The sequence below is a fragment of the Candidatus Pelagibacter communis genome (genome assembly GCF_001180185.1).
GTDB lineage: Bacteria > Pseudomonadota > Alphaproteobacteria > Pelagibacterales > Pelagibacteraceae > Pelagibacter > Pelagibacter ubique_F.
Map to the genome: position 1 here is coordinate 1 of NZ_CVSS01000043.1, position 14,117 is coordinate 14,117.

Annotated in this window: 12 protein-coding genes; all 12 read right to left on the reverse strand. The window is 25.9% G+C overall.

Going from position 1 to position 14,117, the window contains the following annotated elements; genetic code table 11:
- Positions 1-33: 33 nt before the first annotated feature.
- The 12 genes from AMN95_RS02795 to ftsZ are packed head-to-tail and all read right to left on the reverse strand — an operon-like array spanning position 34 to position 14,104.
- Positions 34-807 (reverse strand): FAD-binding protein, encoded by a 774-nt coding sequence (locus tag AMN95_RS02795; protein ID WP_075522468.1) that lies wholly within the window; start codon positions 805-807, stop codon positions 34-36.
- On the reverse strand, positions 804-2,201 hold the full coding sequence (gene murC / locus AMN95_RS02800; protein WP_075522469.1) for a UDP-N-acetylmuramate--L-alanine ligase: 1,398 nt from the start codon (positions 2,199-2,201) through the stop codon (positions 804-806). The genes AMN95_RS02795 and murC overlap by 4 nt, the downstream gene beginning before the upstream one ends.
- The gene (locus tag AMN95_RS05565) at positions 2,191-2,793 is read right to left on the reverse strand and encodes a UDP-N-acetylglucosamine--N-acetylmuramyl-(pentapeptide) pyrophosphoryl-undecaprenol N-acetylglucosamine transferase (RefSeq protein WP_179850344.1); all 603 of its coding nucleotides are present in this window, start codon (positions 2,791-2,793) and stop codon (positions 2,191-2,193) included. Before AMN95_RS05565 ends, murC begins: the two co-directional genes overlap by 11 nt.
- Before the next feature lie 43 nt (positions 2,794-2,836).
- On the reverse strand, positions 2,837-3,253 hold the full coding sequence (locus AMN95_RS05570; RefSeq protein ID WP_179850345.1) for a glycosyltransferase: 417 nt from the start codon (positions 3,251-3,253) through the stop codon (positions 2,837-2,839).
- Between the two features lie 8 nt (positions 3,254-3,261).
- Positions 3,262-4,383 carry an FtsW/RodA/SpoVE family cell cycle protein gene (locus tag AMN95_RS02810; protein WP_075522470.1) on the reverse strand — a complete coding sequence of 374 codons (1,122 nt, stop codon included), beginning with the start codon at positions 4,381-4,383 and terminating at the stop codon, positions 3,262-3,264.
- Complete coding sequence (murD, locus tag AMN95_RS02815; RefSeq protein ID WP_075522471.1) at positions 4,377-5,672, reverse strand: UDP-N-acetylmuramoyl-L-alanine--D-glutamate ligase; 1,296 nt, start codon at positions 5,670-5,672, stop codon at positions 4,377-4,379. Before murD ends, AMN95_RS02810 begins: the two co-directional genes overlap by 7 nt.
- A complete protein-coding gene (gene mraY / locus AMN95_RS02820; RefSeq protein WP_075522472.1) occupies positions 5,672-6,757 on the reverse strand; it encodes a phospho-N-acetylmuramoyl-pentapeptide-transferase in 1,086 nt (361 codons plus the stop codon). The genes murD and mraY overlap by 1 nt, the downstream gene beginning before the upstream one ends.
- Positions 6,747-9,602, reverse strand: a complete 2,856-nt coding sequence (locus AMN95_RS02825) for a UDP-N-acetylmuramoyl-L-alanyl-D-glutamate--2,6-diaminopimelate ligase (protein WP_075522473.1) — start codon at positions 9,600-9,602, stop codon at positions 6,747-6,749. Before AMN95_RS02825 ends, mraY begins: the two co-directional genes overlap by 11 nt.
- Before the next feature lie 2 nt (positions 9,603-9,604).
- A complete protein-coding gene (locus AMN95_RS02830) occupies positions 9,605-11,290 on the reverse strand; it encodes a peptidoglycan D,D-transpeptidase FtsI family protein (RefSeq protein ID WP_075522474.1) in 1,686 nt (561 codons plus the stop codon).
- Positions 11,283-11,597, reverse strand: coding sequence for a hypothetical protein (locus tag AMN95_RS02835; RefSeq protein ID WP_075522475.1), 315 nt, complete (start codon positions 11,595-11,597; stop codon positions 11,283-11,285). The genes AMN95_RS02830 and AMN95_RS02835 overlap by 8 nt, the downstream gene beginning before the upstream one ends.
- On the reverse strand, positions 11,594-12,604 hold the full coding sequence (gene rsmH / locus AMN95_RS02840; RefSeq protein WP_075522476.1) for a 16S rRNA (cytosine(1402)-N(4))-methyltransferase RsmH: 1,011 nt from the start codon (positions 12,602-12,604) through the stop codon (positions 11,594-11,596). The genes AMN95_RS02835 and rsmH overlap by 4 nt, the downstream gene beginning before the upstream one ends.
- Positions 12,605-12,622: 18 nt before the next feature.
- Positions 12,623-14,104 carry a cell division protein FtsZ gene (ftsZ, locus tag AMN95_RS02845; protein WP_075522477.1) on the reverse strand — a complete coding sequence of 494 codons (1,482 nt, stop codon included), beginning with the start codon at positions 14,102-14,104 and terminating at the stop codon, positions 12,623-12,625.
- Positions 14,105-14,117: the final 13 nt, after the last annotated feature.

The window sequence follows — 14,117 nt, forward strand, 5'->3', positions numbered from 1 at the left end:
TTGCGAAAGAATTAAAAAATAATGGATATTATATTAAGATTTCACAAGCACACCAAAACTTATATCTGCTGGAACTGACTCTCGAATTAATTCCCACACCTTTTTTGAAGTTTTATTAATTGGGTTTTTAAAAGTGCTTCCGCTAGTTTTTATATTTGTAGGTTGATTTTTATCTTTTTGATTTTTTAATTTTATAATTGTTTTTTTTATTTCATCTTTGTCTTTTGGTAGCCCTCTAAATGATGCGCTTAAAAAAATTAAATCTTCAGGCAAATTATTCTTCCTATATTCAAAGTTAATTTTTTCTACTGGAATAGTTAAAATATTTCCAGTTTTATCAAGTGCTTGTATTGATAATAGAATATCTTTAATTTCTTTATTAAAACAACCTGCATTCATTTTTATTGCACCTCCTATAGTTCCAGGTATGCATGATAAAAATTCTAAACCACTTAAGCCATTGTTCGCTGCGTAATCTGATAATTTCTTATCTAATACAGCAGCGCCCGATATAATCATATTTGAATTTAAAATAGATAATCTATTAAAATTTTTTCCAAGTTTAATTATTACACCATCATAGGTTTCATCTGAGATTAGTAAATTAGACCCTGCTCCAATTATTTGAATTTTCTCTCTATTATTAAGAGTCTTAAGAAATTCAACTAAATCTTTTAATTCATTTGCTTTAAAAAAGACCTTAGTTTTTCCTCCTATATTAAACCAATTTTTTTTTTTTAAATCTGCATCATAAATAATATTTGCGTCAAATTTTTTTAATAAATCTTTTAATTGTTCTATTTTCATCTCATTAAATACGGTAATTCTTTTATCCAGTTAGAGATTGAACCTGCTCCCATTCCTACAACAATTTTTTTACCATAAGTATTTTGTTTCAGATATTTTGCTAATTGAAAATTATTTTCTACCATAAATAATTTTACTCTTGAATTTTTTATAATTTCTTTAGCAAAATCATTATAATTAAATCCTAATTTAATTTTCTCACCAGCTGAATAGACTGGGCATAAAATGACTGTGTCCGCATTTTGAAAAGCAAAAGTAAAATCCCTTTTGAGATCTTTTAATCTTGAGATTCTATGTGGTTGAAAAATGCATATTTTTTCGTAATCGTTAAAAACTTTTTCTACACCTTGTAACACTACTTTAATCTCGGTAGGGTGATGTGCGTAATCATCGTAAAAATCGACATTGTTATAAGAGAAAATCTTATTAAATCTCCTTTGTACTCCTTTAAAGTTTTTTAATCCCTTTTTTATTTTTTGGACAGGAATGCCCACTGTTAATGCAACACCAACTGCTCCAACAGTATTTCTTATGTTATGAACTCCAAGTAAGGGTATTTGTATATTCTTTATGTAAAAATTTTGTTTGTTAGGTAATTTAACAAGAAGATCAAAATTTGAGTAAGATTTATACTGCTTAATATTTCTTATTTGAAAATTTGAATGTGTTTTTTGACCATATGTATAAAAATTTTTATTCTTTATTGATTTAATTATCTCGTTATTGATTGGATCATCAATACAAATAAATGATTTTCCAAATGAAGGGACTTTATTTACAAACTCGATAAAATACCTCTTTAGGTCTTTCATAGATTTATAAAAATCCATGTGTTCTCTGTCAATATTAGTTATAATAGAATATGTTGGTGATATATGAACAAAACTGCCGTCCGACTCATCAGCTTCCAATATTGACCAATCACTGTTTCCTAATTTTGCAGTGCTTTTAATTGAGTTGATAACTCCTCCATTTATTATTGTAGGATCAATTCGCGTCTCTTGAAAAATTGAAGTAATTAAAGAAGTAGTAGTTGTTTTGCCATGAGATCCAACAACAACTATATTCTTCATCAACGACACGATACTAGCTAACATTTTACCTCTTTTAATTATTGGAATTTTTTTTCTTTTTGCTTCTATTAATTCTGGATTATTATTTTTTATAGCAGATGAGATAACTACAATTGTTGCATCTTTTAAATTTTTTTTTGAATGACCAAAAAAAATTCTTATTTTTTCTTTTTTAAGTCTGTCTATGTTCTTATTTTTTATTAAATCACTTCCTTGAACACTAAAACCTTGGCCTTTCATTATCAACGAAAGACCGCTCATTCCTATTCCACCAATACCTATGAAATGAATTATTTCTTTTTTTGCTAGTTTAATTTTCATTTATGATCGTTTTTAATTTTTGATTCGCATCTTTCCATGAATTATTAAAATTTAGTTTCTTGAACTTTGATTTTTTTAAATTCAAATTAGACTTTCCTTTTAATATACTTATTAAAATATTTAACAATTTTTCTTTATTTAGATTTTTTTGATCTAATACCCAGCAATATCCCATTTCTTCATAGTACAAAGCATTTTTCATTTGATGATTATCCTTAGCGGTTGGTAAAGGAATAGCGATAAATGGTTTATTTAAAAAAGAGATTTCTGCCAATGAAGTTGCCCCAGCTCTAGAAATACATAAATTAGCCGAATCAATTAAATTTACAAAATTTTCTTCAAAACAAAAAATTTTATTTTCTACATTTTTTTGATTATAAAAATTTTGTAAATATTGAATATTTTTCTCACTTGTTTGTTGAATTACTTTTATTGGAAAATTCTTAGAAATATCGATCATTACATCTTTGATTAATTCATCAAAAATTTGAGCTCCTTGACTTCCACCCGATATCAAGAAACAAAATTTTTGATCAGAGTTGTTATTTTTTTTATAATCGTAAAATACTTTGGAAACTAATGGATGTATCACCTCAATCTTTTTTAATTCTTTTTGAGGAAAATTAGATAATTCATTAGAATAACAAAGAATCTTTTTTGAGAAATTTAAAAAATCTATTTGCTCTTCCTAAAACTAAATTTGGCTCTATTAGGAAAATTTTTAAGCCTAAAATTTTAGCTGAGATAACGATGGGAAACGACATATACCCGCCTATGGATATTACTTTTTCAAACTTTTCTTTTTTTAAAAGAACTACACCCTTAACTATTAAAAAAATAATTTTTAACAATTTAAATGGAAAGAATAAGTCTAAATTAAATTTTGGAGTATCAAAAATTATTGTCCTTTTTTTATTTGATGATAGATATTTTAATCCTCTCAGATCAGTAGAAAAATATATATCAAAAATATCTCCCAAATGTTCTGCAATAATTTTTGCAGGAATTACATGTCCTCCTGTCCCACCTGTAGTGATTAAAATTTTTTTCACTTTGGAATTCAAACTTTTCTTTTTGTCAAATTTAAGATGATGCCAGATAATATAGATACACTTATTATTGACGATCCCCCATAACTTAAAAAAGGCAAAGTCATGCCAGTTGTAGGAAATAATCTAATATTTACTCCAATATGAATGATTGCCTGTAATAATATCAAACTTGCTGAGCCCACTAAGATTAATTTTGCAGTGCTATCTTGCTCATTATCTACTTTTTTAAAGATCGAAAAAATGAATGTTAGAAACAATATTAATATTAATAAAATTGCTAAGACCCCAAATTCTTCTGAGATTACTGAAATAATATAATCTGTATGAGCTTCTGGAACTCTATTCTTAAGTATTCCCTCTCCAACTCCTTTTCCAAAAAAACCACCGCTAGTAATTGAGTCTAAAGCTTTATCTGATTGAAAGTTGTGTGTGCCTCCCTCTGAGTTAAAGAAAGATAATAATCTGTTCTTGATATATTCAAATTTTGGAACATACAATGCAATATATGTTAATAAGACTAAACCTGCCACGGTAATTATAAAAAGAAAAATTAAATTAATTCCAGAGATAAAAATCAAAGTTATCCAACTAAATCCTATTAATAAAGTTTGTCCAAGATCTGGTTGTAAAATTAATAGCATCCCAATACTAGATGTTACCAGAAAAGAAAAAATAAACTTTAATGTAAAATTTGATAACTTATCATTTGAAATTATTAAAGCTAATATAATAATAAAAAATGGTTTGACCAATTCAACTGGTTGTAATCTTGGTAAGAAAAACAAATCCAGCCATCTTTTAGAACCTTTGACTTCCACACCTATAAAAGGAACTAAAAGCAACAAAACAAAAGATATCAAAAAAATTAAAATTGAGAGATTATATAAAGTCTTTTGATCAATATAAGAAAAAATAAAAATAATGAATAATCCAAAAATCACAAAAATAAGGTGTTTAAAAAAAAAGAAATAACTATTAGTGTCTAATTTGTCTGAGGCAATTAATGATGTTGATACTAATGAAAAAAATAATCCAATTAAAAATAAAAGGACAATCAGAGTAAGAATAAATTTATCTAAATTTTTCCACCAACGATAATAAGTTAAAAAATTTAAAAAATTGTTTACCATAGATATTTTTTTATTAATTTGTTAAAATGTTTACCTCTGTCTTCAAAATTTTTATAACTATCAAAAGAAGCTGCAGCTGGACTAAATAATATCAATTTTTTTTTGGTACTATCATTTTTAATATCTTGAAGAACTTGATAGAATGCTTTTTCTAAATTTGAAAATCTTTTTATACGTATCTTATTTTTTAAGTCGAAAAAAAATTTTTTTTTGTTACTTCCAAACATAAATGCTTTTATCCTATGGAAGTATTTTTTTGATAAGTCTAGTCTATCTCCTTTTTTAGGTATACCACCAAGAATCCAATAAATATTTTCATTTTTTTTTAACATTTCAATTGATGATGAATAACTCGTAGATTTTGAGTCATTGATAATTGTAAAATCTTTATTTTTATGAACAATTTGTTGACGATAATCTAATCCTTTAAATGTTCTTACTGCGGAAATTAAATCTTTTTTATGAACACGTAATTTTTTTGCAATCTCAATTATAAATGATAAATTTTCTTGATTAGATAATGTTAAAAAATATTCGTTTTTAAGATTATTTAAAAAAGATTTCTTTAATTTTGTATCAACTTTAATTATTTTTGATTTGAATTTATTTTTTTTGATATAATTTTGAATATTTTTGTCACCTTTATTTACAAAAGCAAAAGAATTTAAATCTTGATTTTTTATTAATTTAAATTTTGATATTATATATCTCTTCATTGTTTTATGTCTTTCTAGATGATCTGGAGAAATATTTAAAATAACAGAATATTTTGATCTAAATAATTTGCTATATTCTAATTGATAAGAAGAAGCCTCAATTACAAGTATCGTTTTTTTGCTTAAATTTTTAATAGATAAAATTGGATAACCAATATTCCCCCCTAGTCTTACATCGAGTTTTTGCTTTTTGAGCACTTGATAGAGTAATTGGCATGTTGTGGACTTTCCATTTGTGCCTGTAATTGTGATACTTAAATTTTTATTAAAAGAATAAAAAACATCTAAATCTGTAAAAACAATTTTAATATTTTTTTTTAAAAATTCCTTTAATTTACAATTATTAATATCTATACCAGGACTTAATATTATTGAATCGAATTTAATTTTTTTTATTTGATTTAATGAAATTAAGTTTCTTTTATATATTCTTTTAAAGGTAAATCCTCTATTATCATCAAATAAGAATACTTTGTTTTTTTTTTTTAAAAATTTAAATGATGAGTTACCACTTTTACCTAATCCATAGATAAGAATTTTTTTATTTAAAAAAAATTTTGAATTTTCATTCATTATCTTAATTTAAGGGTAGCTAATCCAATCAATGCTAAAATAATTGAAATAATCCAAAATCGAATTACAACTGTTGACTCGGGCCAACCTTTTTTTTCAAAATGGTGATGTATAGGCGCCATTCTAAAAACTCTTTTTCCTGTTAATTTATAAGAAACTACTTGGACTATTACTGAAAAGGCCTCTAAAACAAAAAGACCTCCTGTGATTGCTAAAACAATTTCATGTTTTGTAATTATACCAATTGCTCCTAAAGACCCACCTAAAGATAAAGATCCCGTATCACCCATGAAAATTTTTGCTGGTGGTGCATTAAACCATAAAAACCCCAAGCATGAACCTATAATAGCCCCACAAAAAGTAGCTATTTCACCAGATCCTTCAATATAGATAATCTGTAAGTATTCTGAGAAAATAATATTTCCAGCTACGTAGCTTATAAAAGCAAAACAAGCTGCAACTAAAATAACAGGAACCGTTGCAAGTCCGTCCAAACCATCCGTTAGATTGACCGCATTTGAAGCTCCTACAATCACAAAAACTGAAAATGGAATAAAAAACCAACTGAGATTGATAAATAAATCTTTGAAAAATGGAAAATAAAGATTTGTCAGTTCTTGATAATCTAAATAATAAGTTAAAAAACTTATTCCAATTACTGATAGAATTATCTGAGTGATTAATTTAAATCTAAACGAAACACCTGATGAATTATTATTTTTAATTTTTTTATAATCATCCAAAACACCAAGTAATCCAAAGGAGATTAATATATATAATGAGAATAAAATATATATATTACTTAAATCTGACCACATTAGAACAGATAGTATAATCCCAATTAAAATCACTAATCCACCCATGGTGGGTGTTCCAATTTTTTTAATTATATGATCACCGGGGCCATCATCTCGTATTGGATTTATGATATTTTTTTTTGAAACCATTTTTATAAATGGCCCACCAATAATTAATACAATTATTAATGAACTGAATACTGCCAGACCTGTACGAAATGTTAAATACCTAAAAACATTAAGAAAACCAAAAATTTCTACAAACTCTAATAAAAAATTATAAAGCATTTAACCTATTTGATTTTAATTTTTGGGACTGTTTATATAGACCAGTAGAGTTAGATCCTTTGATCATAAGATAATCCTTATTACTTAATTTTTTATTAATCAAATCATTAATTTGTACAATATCTCTCAAAACTAATCCTTTTTTGTTTAGCCTCAATCCTTGATATGTTTTTTTTATCTCTTTTCCCAAAATATGAACTTTATCAATTTTAAGTTTGTTTAGTAAATTTGTCATTGAAAGATGGTGTTTTGATGAGTCTTTTCCTAATTCCAGCATGTCACCTAATAATACATGTTTTAAGTTTTTTTCAGTTTTAATATTTGCAAAATTTATTAAAGCTGTTCTAAGAGATAATGGATTTGAATTATAACTTTCATCAACAAAATTTATCAATTTTTTCTTAAATTTTAATTTTGAAATATCTCCCCTGCCCTCAGGAGGTTTAAAATCTAAAAAAATATTCTTGGAAATATCATTTAAATCAAAAAATAAACTGATAATTATTATTGATGCTAATAAATTTTGAATATGACTTTTAGAATTAATGTGTGAAAGAAAAATTTTCTTCTGTGATCCAATTTTAAAAATAATCTTAAATTTATCTTTAATTTTAACAATATCTATCAAATATGCAAAGCTATTTTTTTCTTTTGTGCTAAAAGAGTAAATTTTTAAATTTCTTTTCAAGGCCTTTTGTCTCAAAAATTTATAAAACTTATCATCTTTATTTAATACTATCCCTCCACCAAAACTTATATTATCAATAATTTCAGATTTAGCTCTTGCAATATCCTTTATATTCTTAAAATTTTTGACATGAGCATAACTTATATTTGTGATTACACCGAAATTAGGCTTTAGGATTTTTGATAAAAATTTGATTTCTCCTTTTTTATCCATTCCAACTTCAAATATGCCAAAAATTTTATCTTGCTTGAGATTTAATAAACTTAAAGGAACTCCAAATTTATTATTAAATGATTTTGGAGAAAAATATGTATTTGTAATTTTTTTCAAACTATTTCCTAATAATTCTTTTAAAGTTGTCTTGCCACAACTTCCTGTTACTCCAATTATATTTGTTTTGAGATTTTCTCTATATTTAGTGGCACATTTAATTAGAAAATTTAGAGTATTTTTTACTTTTATTTGTTTTTCATTAGGAAATTTTTTATTAATTTTGTTAGAGATTATTAATGATGCTTTTTTTTTTATCACTTCATCTAAAAACTGATGACCATCATGATTTTTTCCTTTTATAGCAAAAAAAACATCATTTTTTTTTAATTCTTTTGAATTAATAGAAATTTTATTTATTCGTAAATGTTTTTTTAACAATTTAGAATGTTCCTGAAGAATATTTAGTCTTTTATCTTTAAATAAATTTTTGTTTTTTTGATTTATTGATTTAAATATTTCTTCACGATCTGAAAAAAAAAATTTTTTTTCTTTATACTCTTGTGTTTTTTCATGTCCTTTTCCCGCAATTATTGCTATTTCACCTGAATTCAAATCATTTATACAAAATTTAATTGCCATTTTTCTGCTAGGTATTTCTTTAATATTCTTGCCTTTAAGACCTCTCTTTATTTCATTTCTTATTTTTTTTGGATTTTCATTTCTAGGATTATCGTCAGTAAGGTAAATAATGTCAGCAAATTGTGATGCTATTTTGCCCATTTTTGATCTTTTAGCTTTATCTCTTTCTCCACCACAACCAAAAAGTAATCTAATTTTTCTTGCTGGAAATTGTTCTTTAATATTTTCTAAAATGATTCTTAAAGCATCAGGAGTATGAGCATAATCTAAAATTACTTTGCTATTGTTTTTTAATCTACCTATTTCCTCCAATCTTCCCTCAACAGGTCTTAATTTTTCAATTGATTTTACAACTAGATTAATATCAAGACCACTCTTGATTGCCGCAAGAGAAGCCATAAGAATGTTCTTAATCTGAACTTTTCCTATTAGGTTTAACTTAATTTTAAAAATTTTTTTTTTATTTTTTTCTCTTATCTTAAGAATCTGCCAATCGTTTTCATATTTATGTGAAATTAGTTCTAAATCAGAATTTGAACCATAAGTTGTAAAACACTTAATGTTTTTATTTTTTGCAATATTTCTAATTTTGCGAAATTGTGGAATAGTTGGATCGGTAATTATAATTCCTTTCCTCTTAATCAAATTTTTAAAAAGATATAATTTTGCATCTAAATAATCACTAAAATTTTTGTGATAATCCATGTGATCATGACTCAAATTTGTAAAAATTCCAATATCAAAAAGCAAACCATCTAATCTATTTTGTTTTAGACCATGACTAGATGCTTCTAAGATAATATTATTAACTTTTTGTTTACATAAAATATTAATCGTTTTTTTTAGTTTGATCGGGTCTAAAGTTGTATTTTCTAATACTTCTTTTTTATTTTTATTTTGAACTCCAATAGTTCCTATTGAAGCAACTTTTTTTTTATTTAAATTTAAAATTTGATAGTAAAAATCTGCTACCGATGATTTTCCATTTGTTCCTGTTACTGCTATTAAATTTTTTGGTTTTTCTTTAATTAATTTATATGAAATTTCAGCTAGTAACTTCCTTGGATTTTTATCTTTTAAATAAATAATATTTTTATCATTAGAATAAATATTTTTCTCAGAAATAATTATTTTAGCTCCCTTTTTAATTGCATCTGAAATATATTCATTTCCGTCAGATTTAAATCCTTTTATCGCAAAAAAAATATTATTTTTTTTTACTAACTTACTATTAAATGAAATATCAGAAAAATATGTATTATAAAATTTCTTATCTAAATTTTTTATGAAATTTCTAAGATACATAATTAATAAATTTCATTATATTTTGTGGCTAAAATAGGCCCAATTTTCTCAATAATTTGTCCAACAACCTCTACTGTTGTCCAGCCCGCTGTGTTAAATGGAGTTCCTTGATATTTTATTCCTGTTCCATCTCTATAATGATAAATATATTCACTATTTGTCTTTGGCTCATCTAACATTACAACTAGTGTGTATTTTGGATCTGAAATTGGAAAAACTGAGGCAAAAGTATTGATTTTGTAATTTGAATAACCTCCAAGAGCACTTTTTTGAGCTGTTCCTGTTTTACCACCAACCTCGTACCCTTCTATGTTTGCTAAGGAGGCTGTTCCCTCTTTTGTAGTAACAATTTTTCTTAAAATCGAATTAATTTTTTTTGATACATCATTTTTAAGTATTCTTTCATTATTTAAATTTAAGTTATCTTTTTTAACCAAAGTAGGGTTAATTTTATATCCTCCATTAGCGATAATTGAGTAAGCGTTAGCTAATTGAAGAATTGTTGTTGTAATACCATGCCCGTAAGATGCAGTGGCCAATTTACATTTTCCCCAATTAAAAGATAAAGGTACTCCCATCTCTTGTATATCAAATTGGATAGTATTTATTAGATCAAGATCCTCTAAAAATTCTTTAAATTTTTCTATACCTACTGACTGACCAATCCTAACTGAGCCTATATTTCCTGATCTAATTAAAATTTCCTCAGCTGTTAAATTTGATGGAATATTTTTATCATACTCAGTGATTATATTTTTTCCACATTTAATACTTTTCTCTAAATTTATAAATTTAGTGTCAGGTTCAATTAATCCCTCATGAATCCCAGCTGCTAGTGTAAAAGTTTTAAAAACAGAACCCAGCTCATATACTCCTTTAGTTGCTCTATTTATAAAATTTACATTCTCAATTCTTTCTCTTGCATTAGGATCAAAATCAGGAAGAGATAGTAAAGATAAAATCTCACCGTTTTTTACATCCATAAGTATAGCTGCGCTACCTTTTGTTCTGAAAATATTATTAAATTTAATCAATTCCTCTCTAATAAGAAATTGAATATCCTTATCTACAGTGAGACTAATTTCATTTTTATTTTTTTTTAATCTTTCATCTAATGATTTTTCTAATCCAGAAATTCCATTATTATCGTCATCTATTTGACCTATAATGTGACTAAACAAATTTTTTTGAGGATAAATTCTCGTAAGTTTTTCCTCTGGCTTAATTGATTTATCTCCAAGCATCATTATTTTTTCGTAATTATCTTCAGAAATTTTTTTCTCAAACCAGAAAAATTTATTTTTGTTTATTTTAGATTTAATTAATTCATAATTTTTATTGGGAAAAATATAGCCTAAATTTAAAAGTAATTTCTTTTGATCAATTATTTCAGTTGGATTTATACCTATATCTATAGAGCTTACGGTTTTAGCTAAAAAATCTCCATTTCTATCAATAATATCTGCTCGTTTAAGATTATTTAAATAATTCTTTTGATCTTTTTTCGAGTCATCAGATTTTCTGGTTCCCAAATGTACTAAATGAATACTATAAATTATTGAGATAACAAAAAAAACAAAAAATATAAATGAGATGCGATTAAATCTTATATCTATTTTAGATTTATTTTTTTTATAATCAAATTCATCGTCTTTATTATAAAGTATAAATCTATCTTTATTATTCATCGATCTGATCTGATATTGTTAAATCTTTTATAACAATTTTATTATTCACTAACTCTAGCGTTTTAAATTCATTAAGAGTTTTTTTAGTTAAAGAATTTTGAAAATATAAGTTTTGATATTCTAATAATTTTTCTGACGAACTTAAATAATTAAAATCCAATTTATTATCACCTAATCTATTTTCTAAAAAAATAATATTTTCATTTATAGAATAAATTTTATCATCTAAATCTTTTGTAGATTTTTTAATTAAAGAAGTACTAACAATTAATATAAATAAAATGAAAAAAACTGTTAACTTTTTCATAGTTTTGAACCTATTTTTTCAATATCTAATAAAAAAGAAAATTTATCATTTATATCTGTGTTGATTTCAAATGTGTCATCACATTTGATAAGATATCTTAACTTAGCAGATCTAGAGGGTGGGTTATTTTTTAATTCCTGGTCTGAGGGTATAATTGGTTTTTTTGTAGGCATCTTAAATAAAAGTTTTTTTTGTTCAATTTTTGGCTCATATCTAGATATACTTTTATTTTGAGACAAATTTTTAAAAAAATATTTTACAATTCTATCTTCTAAAGAATGAAAGGTTACAACAGCTAAAACACCATCTTTTTTTAAAATCTTTGCTGAATTAATTAGTCCATTTATTAATTCACTGATTTCATTATTTACAAATATCCTTAGTGCTTGGAATGTTTTGGTTGCAATATGTGTTTTAAAATTTTTCTTTCTTTTTGATTTTTTTATGATTTTAACAAGCTCTTGGGTATCTATTTTTTTTAACTTTCTCTCTTTAATAATATTTTTTGATATCATTTTTGCGTCTTTTTCTTCACCAAAATATTTGAATATTTTCTCTAATTCTTTAGCATCTAAATTATTAATAACATCATGAGCGGAAAAATTATTTTGGCCCATCATCATATTAAGTTTACCAGATGAGTTAAAAGATAATCCTTTTTTAGGATCTTTAATTTGTGTTAAAGAGTAACCCAAATCAAATACGATTCCTTTTATTTTTTCTTTTTTTAATTTAAGATTATTTAATTTACTAAATCTTAAGTTCCTAAAAAAGAAACGATTTGAAAACCTATTCTCGATTAACTTTCCAATATGATCGCTTTTATCATCTCTATCTAATCCAATTACTTTGGTGTTATTAAATTTTAAAATTTCTTTTGTGTAACCACCTTGGCCAAAAGTACAATCAATAAATGTGCCACCATGTTGAGGGGAAATAACGCTAATAATTTCTTTTAGCAGTACAGGATAATGTTTTACATTATTCGATACTATGGTGGCTTCCATTTATTTTTTCGAAGACCATTAATTTTTTTGTCTTCTTAAAAATGCGGGTATTTCTAAATCGTCTTCTTGATCATCATCATCTGGAGATAATAAATCGTCCGAATTAGATGCTGCACTATCACTATTAAATAAATCTGGTGCATCATTATCTACTCCAAATTCACTTAAATCATTTTTTGCATGTTTTTCACTAAATGAGATTTCTTCATCTTGTGTTGCTTCTTTAGCAAAAGAAATTTCCTCATCCTTTGATGTATTCTCAACAATATTTTCTGCTTCTTGATTTTTTAACAATTCCTCATGATATTGATTGTTCACTTGATTTATATCATCATGAATGTTTTGTTGAGTTATATCTTGAGAAACAACTTCATTTTCCAATTTTAGCGCATTAGCACCATGTGAAACAGGATTAGAGTTTCCATTAGAAAAATTAAATGAAGATGTGTTAGTGCTTGTAGGAAAATCAGAATAACCTGGATTTCTATTTTGTATTCTATGGACCATATTTATAACTGACTTTGTTTCAGGTTGCTGACCATCTAGAGAAGTAGCAACAATTGAAACTCTCATTTTTCCATCAAGCTCTGGGTCAGTTATCGCACCAATAATTAATTCTGCCTCTGGATCTACTTCAGCTCTGACTTTATTAACAGCCTCGTCGACTTCAAAAAGTTTAAGATCTTTGCCACCAGTAATATTTACCAATAAACCTTTTGCTCCCTTTAAAGTATAATCATCAATCAATGGATTGCTTATAGCCATTTCAGCAGCTTTCATTGCTCTATCCTCTCCCTCAGCTTCACCAGTACCCATCATCGCTTTACCCATAGAAGCCATAACAGACTCTACATCAGCAAAATCTAGATTTATTAATCCAGGTCTTACCATTAAATCGGTAATACTTTGAACACCATGCATTAAAACATTATTTGAAAGATTAAAAGACTCCTCAAATGTTGTTTGTTCGTTAGCTATTTTAAATAAATTTTGGTTTGGTATAACTATGATTGTATCAACATGTCTTCTCAATTCTTCTAGACCTTGCTGAGCTCTTCGCATTCTAGAAGGGCCTTCATATAAAAATGGCAGCGTTACAACTCCAACAGTTAATATATTTAATTCCTTTGCAGCTCTTGCAATAACATGTGCGGCGCCAGTTCCTGTACCACCTCCCATTCCAGCAGCAATAAAAACCATATTAGCACCTTGTAAAATATTCACGATATCATTTAAAGACTCATCTGCAGCAGCTTGTCCAATATCTAATTTTGCGCCAGCTCCTAATCCTTTAGTTAAATTTAAACCAATTTGAATTTTTGATTTTGCTTTACTATGTTTTAAATCTTGAGCATCAGTATTTACTGCAATAAATTCAACTCCTTGCATTCCATTATCAATCATTTCATTAATTGCGTTACCTCCTGCTCCACCGATACCCATTACTAAAAGTCTTGGTTGTAATTCTTTTATTTCTGGTGCTTTAAAGTTAATCGTCATTTTTATATCCCCT